Source organism: Eudoraea chungangensis (assembly GCF_029360665.1).
Taxonomy (GTDB): domain Bacteria; phylum Bacteroidota; class Bacteroidia; order Flavobacteriales; family Flavobacteriaceae; genus Eudoraea; species Eudoraea chungangensis.
The window spans coordinates 79,558-97,162 of record NZ_JARDUB010000005.1; the positions used below are offsets into that span (position 1 = coordinate 79,558).

Genomic DNA, 17,605 nt, shown 5'->3' on the forward strand with positions numbered 1-17,605 from the left:
GTTCCTTTATTTAACTGTATGCCTTGTCTAGGATTGTATCTATTCGATAAACCTCCAAAAATATGGATGAAAGAATGATTTTAGGTAAAATGCAAGCCTGACTGGGCAGTCAGACATTCTACATTTAGTTTCTACGCCTGCAAAGGGCATTTTTTGTGTTTTTCCTATAAATTTTGGGATATTCTTAACGTAATAAAGCTATAAATTTGCGATACCAGACTAATCCAAATATTAATGCGCCCAAAATTTCCCTCGCTTTTCTTATTAATCTTTCCTATTCTTTTTTTCGCACAGAGTACGCCTAAGTCCTTACCGAACAACGGCCAGCCTCAAAATAAATCGTTCCAGGTTAAACTTATTAATCAAAAGATCAACCCTGATGGAATTCTTGACGAACCAATTTGGGAAACAGCAGACAGTGCTAAAGACTTCTGGGAGTTTTTTCCACTAGATTCTATTCAGGCTAGGGCGCAGACGGATATAAAAATGGTCTATGACAATAAATTTTTATATATCGGTATAAAAGTTAGTACTGTTGGAAAATCATATGCGATTCAATCCTTGAAAAGAGACTTTAGGGCTGGAAATAGTGACAATATTACCCTATTGTTTGATACATTTAACGATGGAAATAATGCATTTTTATTTGGTATTAATCCCTACGGTGTTAGAAGAGAGGGATTGGTATCGGGTGGAGGACTAGACCTTAGAGGCTTTACTATTTCATGGGACGTTAAATGGAAGGGTGATTCTAAAATCTACGATGATTATTATACTGCCGAACTTGCCATTCCCTTAACCTCTTTTAAGTTCAAAGAAGGGGAAACAAAATGGCGTTTTAATAGCTATAGATTCGATACGCAGTCTAACGAAACCAGTACATGGATGAATATCCCTCAGAATCAAAATATTTATGGCCTCACCTTTATGGGAGACATGGTTTTTGAAAAACCCTTGGGGAAGTCCAGGACGCCAATTGCCATTATTCCTTATGTAAACGGCCTTGTACAACGCGATTATGAAAATGACGAGGATACCAATAAGGTAACAGTAGGCGGTGATGCAAAACTGTCTATTGGAAATAGTATGAATCTGGATATTACAGTAAATCCCGATTTTTCTCAGGTAGAAGTTGATGATCAGGTAACGAATCTCTCTCGGTTTGAAATATCGCTACCAGAAAAACGACAATTTTTTATAGACAACAATGATCTTTTTGGAAGTTTTGGTGATCCTAGGGATGCGAATCCCTTCTTTTCGAGAAGAATTGGTATTGCCAAAGATACCGCAGACAATACTATAGAAAACAGAATAATAGGAGGCGTACGGTTAAGTGGTAAGCTAACCAAAGACTTTAGACTAGGTTTTTTAAATATCCAAACCGCCGCAGACGAGGTAAACGAAATCCCCTCCAATAACAATATGATGCTTGCCCTGCAGCACAAAGTGTTTGCCAGATCTAATATTGGATTATTCTTTATTAACAGACAATCTTTTGAAGACTATGAGTTTTTGGCTCCAGAAGATAAATACAATCGGGTAGTTGGTTTAGACTATAATTTAATATCAACAGATAATGTATGGAGCGGAAAGTTCTTTTTCCAAAAATCTTTTAGCCCGGACAGCAATGGCAAAGATATTGCTACAGGAACCAGAGCGGAATTTAATACTCGCTATTGGAATCTCACCGGTAAGGTTATATATATTGGGGAAGATTTCTCTTCCGACCTAGGTTTTGTACGAAGGACCGATATAGTAAAATCATTTGTTAATGTAGAACGCGTATTTTGGCCAAATAGAGGGAAAATTCAGAACCATAGTATTTCCTTTTTCCCTTTACATATCTGGAGCCCTAGCCTAGACTTTCAAAACACAGATTTTGAATATAGAGCGCAATGGGAGGCAAGATTTACCGACCAAAGTGCGGTAAGCGGGCAGTTTTCCAATAAATATACCTTCTTATTGGATGATTTTGACCCCACCAATACAGATGGTGGAATACCATTACCTGGAAATCAAGGATATCACTACAACAGTCTAGAATTTGAGTATCGTTCGGATAGGCGAAAAATATTTGCTTACTCCTTAGAGCCGAGCATTGGGCGTTTTTTTAATGGGAACCGATTTACTATGCAAGGCGGAATGACCCTTCGATTTCAACCTAAGGTGTTTCTATCTATGTTACTTAGGTACGACAAAATTGAATTACCAGACCCATATCCCAGTGCAGATATATGGTTAATCAGTCCAAAAATAGAGGTGACTTTTACTAAATCAATTTTTTGGTCTACACTTATTCAATATAGTAATCAAAGAGATAATCTTGGGATTAATTCCAGACTTCAATGGCGTTTTGCACCACTCTCAGATCTTTTCTTGGTATATAACGATAACTATTTTGTGGATGGCTTTGCCCCTAAGAATAGATCAATAAACTTAAAAATTACTTATTGGTTAAATATTTGACTTCTAAACCACCCTTATAACCACTTCTTATTTCCTTATATTTGGAGCCATCAGGACCAAATATTAATACTATGAACCAATTCCCACTAACCGATGATACCGTAATTTTTGGGCTACTTTGTCTTTGTCTTGGCTTTGTATTTTATACTTCTTCTATAAAGACTGGTTTTTGGAAAAAGTTTTACAGCTTTGTGCCAACCTTATTAATGTGCTACATGCTACCCGCAATACTTTCCAGTACTGGTCTAATTGCAGAGGAAAGTTCTAACCTGTATTTTATTGCGAGTAGATATTTACTCCCAGCTGCCTTGGTATTAATGACCTTAAGTATTGATTTAAAGGCGATAGCGAATCTGGGATCAAAAGCATTGATAATGTTCCTAACTGGTACTTTTGGAATTATCATTGGTGGCCCCCTGGCCATATTAATTGTTTCCATTTTTTCGCCTGAGACCGTTGGCGGGAATGACTTTGACGCGGTTTGGAGAGGACTTTCAACCATAGCAGGAAGTTGGATTGGCGGCGGAGCAAATCAGGCTGCAATGCTAGAAGTTTTTCAATACAACCCAAAAAAGTTTGGGGACATGGTGCTTATAGATATTGTGGTCGCCAATCTGTGGATGGCCATTATTCTTTTGGGTATAGGAAAATCAAATCAGATTGATAAATGGCTACAGGCAGATAACTCTTCAATAGAAACCTTAAAGACGAAGGTTTCTGAATACACAGCAAAAATAACAAGAGTAACCACTCTTTATGATTATATAATTATGCTCGGTCTGGCCTTTACGGCCGTAGGGATTGCCCATTTCGCAGGATTCCATTTTTCAGAGTTTTTACAAAATAACTTTGAAGTGATCCGTAACAAAGAAAAAGCACTTTCCTCCTTGGGCTCAAAATTTCTATGGATGGTAGTATTTTCTACAGCAGTTGGGATAATACTTTCTTTCACCAAAGCGAAGAATTATGAAGGTGCGGGAGCAAGTAAAATTGGAGGAATGTTTATCTATATATTGGTAGCAACAATTGGCATGAAAATGGACCTCAGTAGTTTTTTCGACAAGCCAGGTTTAATTGCTGTTGGCCTAATATGGATTTCTATTCACGCCTTTTTACTAATTCTTGTTGCCAAATTAATAAAAGCACCCTACTTCTTTTTGGCTGTTGGAAGTCAGGCAAATGTAGGAGGAGCCGCATCAGCACCAGTGGTGGCGGCAGAATTTCATCCCTCCCTTACCTCCGTTGGAATCTTACTTGCGGTATTAGGTTATGTTGTAGGAACGGCTGGGGCCTACTTGTGTGCCATTTTAATGGAAATAGCATCAAAAGTTTAGAATTATAATAAACTTTGCGGATATTTGCCGGACCAATTTCCAAATGATGAAAAATAAACTCTTATACCTATTCCTAGTCACGCTAATTATGTCCTGTGCTGAAAAGGAGACCGAAAATACTATGACCATTCAGGGCCAGGTTAAAGGTCTAAAAAAAGGGAAGTTGTATTTACAGCATCTGCCAGATACGGTATTAAAAGTAGTTGATTCATTACAAATTGATGGTGATGGCCACTTTGAATTTAAAACAGAAATAGATAGTCCGGAAATATTTTATCTCTATTTAGACAAAAAAGACTTTAATGATGTAAACGATCGAATTACCTTTTTTGGAGAACCAGGTATAATTACTATAAATACCATTTGGAATGCGTTCGACACCAAAGCCAAAATAGAAGGTTCGGAAAGCCATAAAAAGTTAGAAGAGTACAGGAAAATAATGTCTAGATTTAATAAGACAAATTTAGAAATATTACAGGCTGCTTACGATCCTGAGAATACCAAAGATTCTGTAATAATGGATTCCATTCAGAGGGCAAGTGATAAAAACATGAAGAGGGGTTATGTCTTTGCCCTAAATTTTGCTCTCAATAATAGTGATTCCCATATTGCCTCCTATATAGCCGTAAAAGAGGTTAAAGACGCCAACAGAGTATATTTAGATTCTATTAATAATTCTCTATCGCCAGAAGTTGCTAATGGAAAATATGGCAAAGAATTACAATACTTTTTAGAAAACTAAAGAAAACTAGTTAGTTTAGGCCAGGGCGTTTAATCTATCCACTAGGCCACGAGCTTTTTCTTCGAGCTCATTTTTAACACCTTTCATTTGAGTTTTTTTATCTTCCACCTTTTTGTCGTTGACTTTAGAAATTAAGTCATCAAAAGTGCTAATGGCGTCATCAATTATTGCAGTACCTTCCTTAGACCCTTGTTTGTTTAGAGAAGCTTCAATGATATAGACCGCCTCAATAATATCTCCTAATACGTAATTGATATCTTTCTTTAATTCTCTGATATTTGCCATTTCAATTTATTTTGTGTAAAAATACACTTTTCAAATAGTTATTTCGAGTAGTTCTGCACCTTTTGTAATTATATGAATTTTCTTAGAATTAGCAGGTATAAGAACCGTTTCCCCTTTGGTGATTATCGCTTTCCCATTTTCATTCTTAATTTCTGCATTTCCTTTTACACACATATAAATAGTAAAAGAATCCCTTTCCGATAAATCAAAACTCAAATTCTTATTGACCGGCACAAAACGCGTTGTGAAATAGGCACTATTAACCATAGGGTTTTCGATATTTTCCTTCTTCTCATAGACTATCTTAAAATCGTCCCGTCTTTTGTAATCAATAGCAGATAATGCCAATTCTGTATGCAGCTCCCGTAAGTTCCCTTCGCTATCTTTTCTATTATAATCAAAAACCCTGTATGTAACATCTGATGTCTGTTGAATTTCTGCCAATAAAACTCCTTGTCCAATTGCATGAATTTTACCTGCATTAATAAAAAAAGTATCTCCTTCTTTCACGGTTTCAAAATGTAATAAGCTTAAAAGAGAATTATCTTTTAGACTGTTTTTATAATCCTCTTCACTAATATCTTCCTTAAAACCTACGATTAGATTAGATTCCTCTTCTGCATCCATGACATACCACATCTCTGTTTTACCTAAAGAATTATGTCGTTTCTTAGCCAAAATATCGTCTGGATGTAATTGAATCGACAAATCTTTTTTGGCATCAATAAACTTGATAAGGATTGGAAATTCATCTCCAAATTCACTAAGCACCCTTTCCCCTAATAAATCTTTAGAAAACTTGGTGATTAATTCTGTAAGCTTTAAGCCCTTATAAGCTCCATTGGAGACTATAGACACATGGTCTTTAACTCCGGAAATTTCCCAACTTTCCCCTACCTTGTCTTCCTTTACTGCCTTTCCCAAAACAGTACCCAAACGTGTACCTCCCCATAGGCGTTTCATCAAGATTGGTTCAAATTTTAATGGATATAAACTCATTTCATTACATTGATTTAAGTGTTGCTAATGCCTTCTTCATATGTCGGGATGAACTTGCACTATTAAAAACCATTTCTACCCTCCCATCCTTATTTATTACATAAGTCTCCCTTCCTGGAAGTAAGTTAAACAAACTACCTTCAACTTTAAACATCTTTCGCACTTTACCTCCTTTATCCGATAAAAGTATAAATGGAAGATTAAACTTTTTAGAAAATCGACGATGTGAGGCTTCAGAATCTGAACTAATACCTACTACTTCAGCTCCTAAATCCGTGAATTCTTCGTAATTATCTCTAAAGGAACATACTTCTGCTGTGCACCCAGGTGTATTGTCTTTGGGATAAAAAAATAAGACAAAGGATTTACTTCCTAATAAATCGGTACTTTTAAAGGGTATGCCATTTTGATCTGTAAGCGAAAAATTTGGAATAAGCTGACCAACTTTGAGCCCCATATATTATCCTGAATAGGTTACAAAATTGCGAGGTGTTTCATACAAGACTATTTCCAATTCTTTATCTATAGATATATGCGGTCTAAGTTTATTGAAAATTACCACTGCAATGTTCTCAGCAGTAGGGTTAAGCGTCTTAAACTCTTCCACTTCCAAGTTCAAATTTTTATGATCCATGGCATCCTCGACCTCTGATTTAATCAAATCCTTTAAAATTTTTACATCTATGACGAAACCAGTTTCGGGATCAATAGAACCAGTTACACTTACAATTAGCTCATAATTATGTCCATGAAATTTTGGATTATTACACTTCCCAAATACATCTTGATTTTTTTCATCCTCCCAATCTGGTCGGTATAGTCTATGTGCCGCGTTAAAGTGAGCCCTTCTACTTACCTTCACTTTCATTATTAAATACGATTAGTTATTAAATGATCGTAGAATTTTTCAAAAATAATTTTAAACCACACGGTGTAGTTTTCTGGAAAATTATTTATATCCTGTTTAATATCCTCGGGAAACATCCATTTCCATTGGGATACCTCGTCTTCGTTAATTTCAGGGTTGCCCTCATATGATCCAATTAGAACATGATCTAATTCGTGTTCTGTAAGACCATTATCAAAAGGGGCTTTGTAAATAAACCAAAAAAGTTCTTCTAATTCAGCTGAAAATCCCATTTCTTCCTGTAGTCTTCGTTTTCCTGCTTCAATACTGGTTTCTCCCTTGCGTTGATGACTACAACAAGTATTTGTCCATAAGGATGGGGAATGATATTTATGTGCAGCTCTTCTTTGCAGCATTGTTTCTCCTTTAGCATTCATAATAAAAACAGAAAAAGCTCTATGCAGAACTGCTTTTTCATGAGCTTCCATTTTCGGCATGGTACCTACTTCCTGATCTTTTTCATTAACAAGTACAACTCGTTCTTCTTTTTTGTTTTCCATTGTGTAAAAATACCATCTTTAACCAATATACTTGGTTAAGGTCAACAAAAAATTCGAGAAATAAAACTTGAGGATTTAAGACTAGAAGAAGCGGGGGGATTTCAACTTTGTTTTGGTCTTTATAAAATCGTATCTCAAAATTACTTCGAAAGAACCATCATTAAAAATGGCTTGTCCAAGTTCCGTAATTTCTCTGTCGTACGCCAGACCAATTAAAAAGGATGGTGATATTTGAAATCCTGCCATTCCACTAAAGGCGGCATCCCATCGGTATGCGGCCCCAAGAATGAGCTTATCATTATACATAAAGTTGGCAGATATATCAACCTGAAGAGGCGCACCTTGTGCAGCTTTTACTAACAGGGCTGGTTTAAATTTCCAGAAAGCGCTCATATCAAAGACATAGCCGGTGATAAAATAGAAGTTCATTTGCTCTTTGGCGGTAGATAGGGAAGATTCATCAAAATGGGAGGTCTCCAAAATCCTTGGTACCGATAAACCTGCATAAAACCGATCCGTGTGATAATATACTCCTCCTCCAATATTGGGAGAAAAACGATTCATAATATCGTCTTGCAAGGTCGGATCAGGACCTCCTGGGTTGCCAATATCCTGATTAAGCTCTGAAAATCGAATATCCAGTAATTGAGCACTTGCTTTAAGACCAAAACTAAGTCTAGCCTCTTTTGCAAGCTTTATAGAATAAGATAAATCCAAATCAAAATTAGTCTCAGAAGTTGGTCCTATTTGGTCATTTACTATTGAAAAACCCAGTCCCATTCCATTGTAACCAATTGGGGAATGAATATTTAGAGTTTGTGTCTTTGGAGCTCCATCTAACCCAACCCATTGAGATCGGTATAGGGCGGCTATACTAAGATTACCTCTAGATCCTGCATAAGCCGGATTAACGCTTACCGTATTGTACATATACTGCGTATACTGTGCATCTTGCTGACTAAATGCACTTTCGGCGTATAGAATTATACATAGAAAAATCAAGGGAATTAGATTCCTCTTACAATAAATTTCTATTGGTTTTCTGTGCATTTTTCTATCTATTAATATAAATGTATCCGGATAATGATTTCATTATTCCGTTTTCGTTTTCGTATTCTAAAATGTAAAAATATGTGCCAGCAGGAAGCATATTATCCTGATCAACGGTTACTCTTCCTTGTGAGCTTCCATCAAAAACATTGCCAGCAGTGTCATAGGCACTTGTAGCAAAAACTTGAACGCCCCACCTATTGTATATTCTTATGGTATTATTTGGAAAGTTTTCAAGACCATCAATGGTGAGTACATCATGAATTCCATCTCCATTTGGGGTAACAACATTAAATATTTCTATGTCGTCCTCGCTAAAATTAGCCTCTAGATAATCCGGAATACCATCAGCATCCATATCATCGTTCGCGTAATTTCGATCGGCATTGGCATCTTCATCTATGCTGAGAATTAAATCATTATCGTCATCAATATCCCTATAGTCCAATTCCAAATCCCCATCTGTATCCGGCAAATCATTTTGCGGGTCGTCTATTTCGTCATTAACGTCATCATCAATAGCCACCGATCCTTCAAAACCGTCATCTAAGCCATCATCGTCTTTATCCGATCCAATAAAGGTTACATCAGGAATCCCGTCGCGGTTAAAGTCGTGCGCTTCAATTATATCCGGAATATTATCATTATCACTGTCGGGATCAACATAATCAGGTAATCCATCACCATCAGAATCTACCGGAATAATTCCTAAACCACCGCCATTTTCATAAGCGTCATCCAAACCGTTGGAGTCAATATCTTGATTTGATGGAGCAATGTAGTTATTTGTGGTTTGCGCTTCTATATTGTCCGGAATTCCATCATCATCACTGTCAATATCCATAAAATCCGGAATACCATCCAAATCACTATCGGTTGGATTTGTTAAAGGATCATTATCTAAATCTGAGTTTAAATCCTCAAAACTGTCTACAATTCCGTCGTTGTCTGTATCCAGATTAATCACTTCTGGGTTAACCATGATTGAAACCGTCGCAGTGCTGCAGTTCGATGCTGCATCACATAGGGTATATGTAAAAGAATCCGGTCCTAGATACCCAGGGTTAGGTGTATAATTAAAAATATCATCCAGCACATTTGTTGGTGTTCCATTATCATTAATCACTACACTTCCATCGGTGGTATTTGTAAATGTAAGAAGTGCGTCCACAGGAACGTCATTATCATTATCTAAGAAAGGTATATCTAAAGGAATGTCTACTGTTCCTGCTATAAAATCATCAATGGCATCTAAAATCGGTAATACATCTACATCAACTGTAGCTGTACTACAGTCGCCTCTGTCATTACAAACGGTATAATCAAAGGAATCACTACCATTGTAATCAGGGTCGGGCGTATACGTTACAATATCATCCGTAGGGTCATTAGGAGTACCATTATTGTTTATAGAAACCGTGCCATTTAGTGGATCCGTGGTATTCAATGTTCCTATTAAAGGGATATCTGAGTCATTGTCGTAAATCGGTACAATTATGGAAGTATCCTCATCAAGAACAATGAGATCATCCACTAAGGTTGCCGCCTGTTGCAAGCAGACTACTGTAAATCCTGGGAGATCCATAGAATTCCCAGCTTTGGTTATCGTAGCTACGTATCTAACAACAGAAGTTGTTGAAGTAACTACCGGTCTTAATGGATCTCCGGTAACCGCTGGAGACCATGAAACTGTTGATGATCCGGTAACATTTGAAGAAATATCCAAAGTAACCTGATTATCTGGTGTAGTACAATCCGTTAACACAAAATATCCTGTAGCATTTGAACCACAAAGTGTACCATCATAAGTTGCATAATATACTCCTGGTATACTTGTCTCGTAAAAGAAATCAGTAGCTAGAACTGTAGACGGATTACTTGCTTCATACCATCTATAATTATTTTCTCCATTACCCGATGGAGCCTGTAAAAGAAATTGTGCATTGACCTGAGCTATACCCCATATCGCCAGGACAATAGAGAATAATAGATTTTTATTTTTATAGATCAATTTCAAATTCCTTTTTTTAGAGACTTAGCCTGATTATCGTACGACAAAAACTACGTTAATTAATGAATTATAGTCAGCTGGTTGCCCAATTATGTCATAAGTCATTACTCCTGTTGCACTAATAGAAACATTGGCAAAAACCGCTGGATCGTAGTAGGTAACGTAGTAGTATAATTCGTTAGAAGCATATGTTGGTATGGCCGTCGGAGCTCCAGCACTTGCAGCAGAGGAGGGCAAAGTCATGCCATATTGATCTAAGTATTGTTGGTAAAGATTTTCTGTAAATCCGGTACCATTTGCCGAGGCATTTATGGCTATTGATGGAGGATAAAATATACGGGCTGCTTTTGAGGTAATAGGAGCAATTGCCTGAATTACTTCTTCCACAGTAGTCTCGTTTGTAGGCGATACAACTCCCCCTTCATTTACATCAATTGAGGTTCTTAAAGATACTTCATCATCAAACTGGTCGTCTGTGCCTAAGTCGGCCAAGGCTACCGATAAAGTTCCATCGCTATCTGTAATTTCCAGATTAGCTCCGTTAACTGCAAATCCAGTGTTTACCTCGTTGGAAGCATCTGCATCTGCATCGTCTACGTTTAGGTTTAAGGTACTACCATCTTCTATGGTAATATTACCCGCTGCACCAGTGGTGCTGATATCCTGGTCGTCTGTGCTTATGTCGGCCAAGGCTACCGATAAAGTTCCATCGCTATCTGTAATTTCCAGATTAGCTCCGTTAACTGCAAATCCAGTGTTTACCTCGTTGGAAGCATCTGCATCCGCATCATCTACATTTAAGTTTAAGGTACTACCATCTTCTATGGTAATATTACCTGCTGCACCCGTAGTGCTGATATCCTGGTCGTCTGTACTTACGCCACTAATATCTATTACTTGATTGCCTCCGCCATCGGTGATAGTAAGATCTGTACCGTCGAAGCTAATTCCTGTGTTAAATTCGTTGGAAGCATCTGCATCCGCATCGTCTACGTTTAGGTTTAAGGTACTACCATCTTCTATGGTAATATTACCCGCTGCACCCGTGGTGCTGATATCCTGATCGTCTGTGCCTAAGTCGGCCAAGGCTACCGATAAAGTTCCATCGCTATCTGTAATTTCCAGATTAGCACCGTTAACTGCAAATCCAGTGTTTACCTCGTTGGAAGCATCTGCATCCGCATCATCTACGTTTAAGTTTAAGGTACTACCATCTTCTATGGTAATATTACCTGCTGCGCCAGTGGTACTGATATCCTGATCGTCTGTACTTACGCCACTAATATCTATTACTTGATTTCCTCCACCATCGGTGATAGTAAGATCTGTACCGTCGAAGCTAATTCCTGTGTTGAATTCGTTGGAAGCATCCGCATCCGCATCGTCTACGTTTAAGTTTAAGGTACTACCATCTTCTATGGTAATATTACCTGCTGCACCCGTAGTGCTGATATCCTGATCGTCTGTACTTACGCCACTAATATCTATTACTTGATTTCCTCCACCATCGGTGATAGTAAGATCTGTACCGTCGAAGCTAATTCCTGTGTTAAATTCGTTGGAAGCATCAGCATCCGCATCGTCTACGTTTAAGTTTAAGGTACTACCATCTTCTATGGTAATATTACCTGCTGCACCAGTGGTGCTGATATCCTGATCGTCTGTACCTAAGTCGGCCAAGGCTACCGATAAAGTTCCATCGCTATCTGTAATTTCTAGATTAGCACCGTTCACTGCAAATCCAGTGTTTACCTCGTTGGAAGCATCTGCATCCGCATCGTCTACGTTTAGGTTTAAGGTACTACCATCTTCTATGGTAATATTACCCGCTGCACCCGTAGTGCTGATATCCTGGTCGTCTGTACTTACGCCACTAATATCTATTACTTGATTTCCTCCGCCATCGGTGATAGTAAGATCTGTACCGTCGAAGCTAATTCCTGTGTTGAATTCGTTGGAAGCATCAGCATCCGCATCGTCTACGTTTAAGTTTAAGGTACTACCATCTTCTATGGTAATATTACCTGCTGCACCAGTGGTGCTGATATCCTGGTCGTCTGTGCTTATGTCGGCCAAGGCTACCGATAAAGTTCCATCGCTATCTGTAATTTCCAGATTAGCACCGTTAACTGCAAATCCAGTGTTTACCTCGTTGGAAGCATCTGCATCTGCATCATCTACGTTTAAGTTTAAGGTACTACCATCTTCTATGGTAATATTACCCGCTGCACCCGTAGTGCTGATATCCTGGTCGTCTGTACTTACGCCACTAATATCTATTACTTGATTGCCTCCGCCATCGGTGATAGTAAGATCTGTACCGTCGAAGCTAATTCCTGTGTTAAATTCGTTGGAAGCATCCGCATCCGCATCGTCTACGTTTAAGTTTAAGGTACTACCATCTTCTATGGTAATATTACCTGCTGCACCAGTGGTGCTGATATCCTGGTCGTCTGTGCCTAAGTCGGCCAAGGCTACCGATAAAGTTCCATCGCTATCTGTAATTTCCAGATTAGCTCCGTTAACTGCAAATCCAGTGTTTACCTCATTGGAAGCATCTGCATCTGCATCATCTACGTTTAGGTTTAAGGTACTACCATCTTCTATGGTAATATTACCCGCTGCACCAGTGGTGCTGATATCCTGATCGTCTGTGCCTAAGTCGGCCAAGGCTACCGATAAAGTTCCATCGCTATCTGTAATTTCCAGATTAGCTCCGTTAACTGCAAATCCAGTGTTTACCTCATTGGAAGCATCTGCATCCGCATCATCTACATTTAAGTTTAAGGTACTTCCATCTTCTATGGTAATATTACCTGCTGCACCAGTGGTACTGATATCCTGGTCGTCTGTGCCTAAGTCGGCCAAGGCTACCGATAAAGTTCCATCGCTATCTGTAATTTCCAGATTAGCTCCGTTAACTACAAATCCAGTGTTTACCTCGTTGGAAGCATCTGCATCCGCATCGTCTACGTTTAAGTTTAAGGTACTACCATCTTCTATGGTAATATTACCTGCTGCACCAGTGGTACTGATATCCTGGTCGTCTGTGCTTATGTCGGCCAAGGCTACCGATAAAGTTCCATCGCTATCTGTAATTTCTAGATTAGCACCGTTCACTGCAAATCCAGTGTTTACCTCGTTGGAAGCATCTGCATCCGCATCGTCTACGTTTAAGTTTAAGGTACTACCATCTTCTATGGTAATATTACCTGCTGCACCAGTGGTGCTGATATCCTGGTCGTCTGTGCTTATGTCGGCCAAGGCTACCGATAAAGTTCCATCGCTATCTGTAATTTCTAGATTAGCACCGTTCACTGCAAATCCAGTGTTTACCTCGTTGGAAGCATCTGCATCCGCATCGTCTACGTTTAGGTTTAAGGTACTACCATCTTCTATGGTAATATTACCCGCTGCACCCGTAGTGCTGATATCCTGGTCGTCTGTACTTACGCCACTAATATCTATTACTTGATTTCCTCCGCCATCGGTGATAGTAAGATCTGTACCGTCGAAGCTAATTCCTGTGTTGAATTCGTTGGAAGCATCAGCATCCGCATCGTCTACGTTTAAGTTTAAGGTACTACCATCTTCTATGGTAATATTACCTGCTGCACCAGTGGTGCTGATATCCTGGTCGTCTGTGCTTCCAGTAGCTACTTCATCGATAGCTGCTTGCACAGTTGAAGCCGTTAGTCCGGAAGTTGTATTGTCATATGGATTTGTCAATGCCGTAGTATTTATTACCACATCACTCCCATCATTATTAGTAAACGTATAGGTACCATTACCATTATCCGTAATATCTGATTTATTAACTGTCTGCGGAACACCATTTTCATTGGTGTAGGTGAAACTACCATTAGCATTATCCACTAAATTTGTAATTGTCTCGGATATGGTAACAGAGGCAACATTCAAATATAAAGCCCCATCTGAACCAGATGCCAGATCATTGTTTGCATCGGTACTTATAAGATTATCTGAAAGGGTGCCACCGCCATCGGTAATTTCAAGACTACCCGCGTTCATTGCAACTGCAGTGTTATATTCATTGGTCGCATCTGCATCTGCATCATCTACGTTTAAGTTTAAGGTACTACCATCTTCTATGGTAATATTACCCGCTGCACCAGTGGTGCTGATATCCTGGTCGTCTGTGCTTATGTCGGCCAAGGCTACCGATAAAGTTCCATCGCTATCTGTAATTTCCAGATTAGCTCCGTTAACTGCAAATCCAGTGTTTACCTCGTTGGAAGCATCAGCATCCGCATCGTCTACGTTTAAGTTTAAGGTACTACCATCTTCTATGGTAATATTACCTGCTGCACCAGTGGTGCTGATATCCTGATCGTCTGTGCTTATGTCGGCCAAGGCTACCGATAAAGTTCCATCGCTATCTGTAATTTCTAGATTAGCTCCGTTAACTGCAAATCCAGTGTTTACCTCGTTGGAAGCATCTGCATCTGCATCATCTACGTTTAGGTTTAAGGTACTACCATCTTCTATGGTAATATTACCTGCTGCACCAGTGGTGCTGATATCCTGGTCGTCTGTGCTTACGCCACTAATATCTATTACTTGATTGCCTCCGCCATCGGTGATAGTAAGATCTGTACCGTCGAAGCTAATTCCTGTGTTGAATTCGTTGGAAGCATCTGCATCCGCATCGTCTACGTTTAGGTTTAAGGTACTACCATCTTCTATGGTAATATTACCTGCTGCACCCGTGGTGCTGATATCCTGATCGTCTGTACCTAAGTCGGCCAAGGCTACCGATAAAGTTCCATCGCTATCTGTAATTTCCAGATTAGCACCGTTAACTGCAAATCCAGTGTTTACCTCGTTGGAAGCATCAGCATCCGCATCGTCTACGTTTAGGTTTAAGGTACTACCATCTTCTATGGTAATATTACCCGCTGCACCAGTGGTGCTGATATCCTGATCGTCTGTGCCTAAGTCGGCCAAGGCTACCGATAAAGTTCCATCGCTATCTGTAATTTCCAGATTAGCTCCGTTAACTGCAAATCCAGTGTTTACCTCGTTGGAAGCATCAGCATCCGCATCATCTACGTTTAAGTTTAAGGTACTACCATCTTCTATGGTAATGTTTCCTGCTGCACCCGTGGTGCTGATATCCTGGTCGTCTGTACTTACGCCACTAATATCTATTACTTGATTTCCTCCACCATCGGTGATAGTAAGATCTGTACCGTCGAAGCTAATTCCTGTGTTGAATTCGTTGGAAGCATCTGCATCCGCATCGTCTACGTTTAGGTTTAAGGTACTACCATCTTCTATGGTAATGTTTCCTGCTGCACCCGTAGTGTTGATATCCTGGTCGTCTGTGCTTCCAGAAGCTACTTCATCGATAGCTGCTTGCACAGTTGAAGCCGTAAGTCCGGAAGTTGTATTGTCATATGGATTTGTCAATGCCGTAGTATTTATTACTACATCACTCCCATCATTATTAGTAAACGTATAAGTCCCATTGCCATTATCCGTAATATCTGATTTATTAACTGTCTGCGGAGCACCACTTTCGTTGGTGTAGGTAAATGTACCATTAGCATTATCCACTAAATTTGTAATTGTCTCGGATATGGTAACAGAGGCAACATTCAAATACAAAGCCCCATCTGAACCAGATGCCAGATCATTATTTGCATCGGTACTTATAAGATTATCTGAAAGAGTGCCACCGCCATCGGTAATTTCAAGACTACCCGCGTTCATTGCAACTGCAGTGTTATATTCATTGGTCGCATCTGCATCTGCATCGTCTACGTTTAAGTTTAAGGTACTACCATCTTCTATGGTAATATTACCTGCTGCGCCAGTGGTGCTGATATCCTGATCGTCTGTACTTACGCCACTAATATCTATTACTTGATTTCCTCCACCATCGGTGATAGTAAGATCTGTACCGTCGAAGCTAATTCCTGTGTTGAATTCGTTGGAAGCATCTGCATCCGCATCGTCTACGTTTAGGTTTAAGGTACTACCATCTTCTATGGTAATATTACCTGCTGCACCAGTGGTGCTGATATCCTGATCGTCTGTACTTACGCCACTAATATCTATTACTTGATTTCCTCCACCATCGGTGATAGTAAGATCCGTGCCGTCGAAGCTAATTCCTGTGTTAAATTCGTTGGAAGCATCTGCATCCGCATCATCTACGTTTAAGTTTAAGGTACTACCATCTTCTATGGTAATATTACCTGCTGCACCCGTAGTGCTGATATCCTGATCGTCTGTACTTACGCCACTAATATCTATTACTTGATTTCCTCCACCATCGGTGATAGTAAGATCTGTACCGTCGAAGCTAATTCCTGTGTTAAATTCGTTGGAAGCATCTGCATCCGCATCATCTACATTTAGGTTTAAGGTACTACCATCTTCTATGGTAATATTACCCGCTGCGCCAGTGGTACTGATATCCTGGTCGTCTGTACCTAAGTCGGCCAAGGCTACCGATAAAGTTCCATCGCTATCCGTAATTTCCAGATTAGCTCCGTTAACTGCAAATCCAGTGTTTACCTCGTTGGAAGCATCTGCATCTGCATCATCTACGTTTAAGTTTAAGGTACTACCATCTTCTATGGTAATGTTACCTGCTGCACCCGTAGTGCTGATATCCTGATCGTCTGTGCTTCCAGTAGCTACTTCATCGATAGCTGCTTGCACAGTTGAAGCCGTAAGTCCGGAAGTTGTATTGTCATATGGATTTGTCAATGCCGTAGTATTTATTACCACATCACTCCCATCATTATTAGTAAACGTATAGGTACCATTACCATTATCCGTAATATCTGATTTATTAACTGTCTGCGGAACACCATTTTCATTGGTGTAGGTGAAACTACCATTAGCGTTATCCACTAAATTAGTTACTGTTTCTGCTATTGTTACCGAGGCAACATTCAAATACAAAGCCCCGTCTGAACCTGCTAATATGTCATTATTAATATCCGTACTTATAAGATTATCTGAAAGGGTACCACCACCATCGGTAATTTCAAGACTACCCGCGTTCATTGCAACTGCAGTGTTATATTCATTGGTCGCATCTGCATCCGCATCGTCTACGTTTAAGTTTAAGGTACTACCATCTTCTATGGTGATATTACCGGCTGCACCCGTCGTACTGATATCCTGATCGTCTGTACTTCCCAACACAACTTCGTCAATAGCCGCCTGTACATCCGTGGCGGTTAAGCCAGAGGTAGTATTGTCATATGGGTTAGCACTTGCATTGGTATCAATTATTTGTGCTGTGCCACTCTCATCAGTATACGTATAAGT

At 39.4% G+C, this 17,605-nt stretch carries 11 protein-coding genes; 3 read left to right on the forward strand and 8 right to left on the reverse strand.

The genetic code is table 11. The features are described from left to right. The first annotated feature begins 234 nt into the window (after positions 1-234). The 3 genes from PXG98_RS12830 (at position 235) to PXG98_RS12840 (ending at position 4,542) form a co-directional block, all read left to right on the forward strand. Entirely contained in the window at positions 235-2,466 is a 2,232-nt protein-coding gene (locus PXG98_RS12830; RefSeq protein ID WP_276391670.1) for a DUF5916 domain-containing protein, read from the forward strand. 71 nt (positions 2,467-2,537) lie between these two features. Further along, on the forward strand, positions 2,538-3,800 hold the full coding sequence (locus PXG98_RS12835; protein WP_276391671.1) for a DUF819 family protein: 1,263 nt from the start codon (positions 2,538-2,540) through the stop codon (positions 3,798-3,800). A gap of 88 nt (positions 3,801-3,888) precedes the next feature. After that, positions 3,889-4,542, forward strand: a complete 654-nt coding sequence (locus tag PXG98_RS12840; protein WP_276391672.1) for a DUF4369 domain-containing protein — start codon at positions 3,889-3,891, stop codon at positions 4,540-4,542. A 15-nt stretch (positions 4,543-4,557) separates the two neighbouring features. Here PXG98_RS12840 and PXG98_RS12845 read toward each other — a convergent pair whose 3' ends face one another. From PXG98_RS12845 to PXG98_RS12880, 8 genes are all read right to left on the reverse strand, one after another. After that, complete coding sequence (locus tag PXG98_RS12845) at positions 4,558-4,827, reverse strand: hypothetical protein (protein WP_276391674.1); 270 nt, start codon at positions 4,825-4,827, stop codon at positions 4,558-4,560. Between the two features lie 30 nt (positions 4,828-4,857). After that, a complete protein-coding gene (locus tag PXG98_RS12850; protein WP_276391682.1) occupies positions 4,858-5,826 on the reverse strand; it encodes a type I phosphomannose isomerase catalytic subunit in 969 nt (322 codons plus the stop codon). A gap of 4 nt (positions 5,827-5,830) precedes the next feature. Further along, positions 5,831-6,283, reverse strand: a complete 453-nt coding sequence (locus PXG98_RS12855; RefSeq protein ID WP_276391684.1) for a peroxiredoxin — start codon at positions 6,281-6,283, stop codon at positions 5,831-5,833. A gap of 3 nt (positions 6,284-6,286) precedes the next feature. Next, complete coding sequence (locus PXG98_RS12860) at positions 6,287-6,694, reverse strand: 6-pyruvoyl trahydropterin synthase family protein (protein ID WP_276391687.1); 408 nt, start codon at positions 6,692-6,694, stop codon at positions 6,287-6,289. 2 nt (positions 6,695-6,696) lie between these two features. Then, positions 6,697-7,233: an isopentenyl-diphosphate Delta-isomerase gene (idi, locus tag PXG98_RS12865; RefSeq protein WP_276391688.1), complete on the reverse strand. Its 537-nt coding sequence runs from the start codon at positions 7,231-7,233 to the stop codon at positions 6,697-6,699. 81 nt (positions 7,234-7,314) lie between these two features. Beyond that, the gene (locus PXG98_RS12870; protein ID WP_276391689.1) at positions 7,315-8,283 is read right to left on the reverse strand and encodes a PorP/SprF family type IX secretion system membrane protein; all 969 of its coding nucleotides are present in this window, start codon (positions 8,281-8,283) and stop codon (positions 7,315-7,317) included. Between the two features lie 4 nt (positions 8,284-8,287). Then, complete coding sequence (locus PXG98_RS12875; RefSeq protein ID WP_276391690.1) at positions 8,288-10,300, reverse strand: T9SS type B sorting domain-containing protein; 2,013 nt, start codon at positions 10,298-10,300, stop codon at positions 8,288-8,290. Between the two features lie 27 nt (positions 10,301-10,327). Then, positions 10,328-17,605, reverse strand: a 7,278-nt coding sequence (locus PXG98_RS12880; RefSeq protein ID WP_276391691.1) for a hypothetical protein, incomplete at its 5' end; no start/stop codon positions are given.

What these genes read in the sequence shown, in the direction of transcription:
- PXG98_RS12830 (WP_276391670.1), top strand. Translation starts at nt 235, where the DNA reads ATGCGCCCAAAATTTCCCTCGCTTTTCTTATTAATCTTTCCTATTCTT.
- PXG98_RS12835 (WP_276391671.1), top strand. Translation starts at nt 2,538, where the DNA reads ATGAACCAATTCCCACTAACCGATGATACCGTAATTTTTGGGCTACTT.
- PXG98_RS12840 (WP_276391672.1), top strand. Translation starts at nt 3,889, where the DNA reads ATGTCCTGTGCTGAAAAGGAGACCGAAAATACTATGACCATTCAGGGC.
- PXG98_RS12845 (WP_276391674.1), bottom strand. Translation starts at nt 4,827, where the DNA reads ATGGCAAATATCAGAGAATTAAAGAAAGATATCAATTACGTATTAGGA.
- PXG98_RS12850 (WP_276391682.1), bottom strand. Translation starts at nt 5,826, where the DNA reads ATGAGTTTATATCCATTAAAATTTGAACCAATCTTGATGAAACGCCTA.
- PXG98_RS12855 (WP_276391684.1), bottom strand. Translation starts at nt 6,283, where the DNA reads ATGGGGCTCAAAGTTGGTCAGCTTATTCCAAATTTTTCGCTTACAGAT.
- PXG98_RS12860 (WP_276391687.1), bottom strand. Translation starts at nt 6,694, where the DNA reads ATGAAAGTGAAGGTAAGTAGAAGGGCTCACTTTAACGCGGCACATAGA.
- idi (WP_276391688.1), bottom strand. Translation starts at nt 7,233, where the DNA reads ATGGAAAACAAAAAAGAAGAACGAGTTGTACTTGTTAATGAAAAAGAT.
- PXG98_RS12870 (WP_276391689.1), bottom strand. Translation starts at nt 8,283, where the DNA reads ATGCACAGAAAACCAATAGAAATTTATTGTAAGAGGAATCTAATTCCC.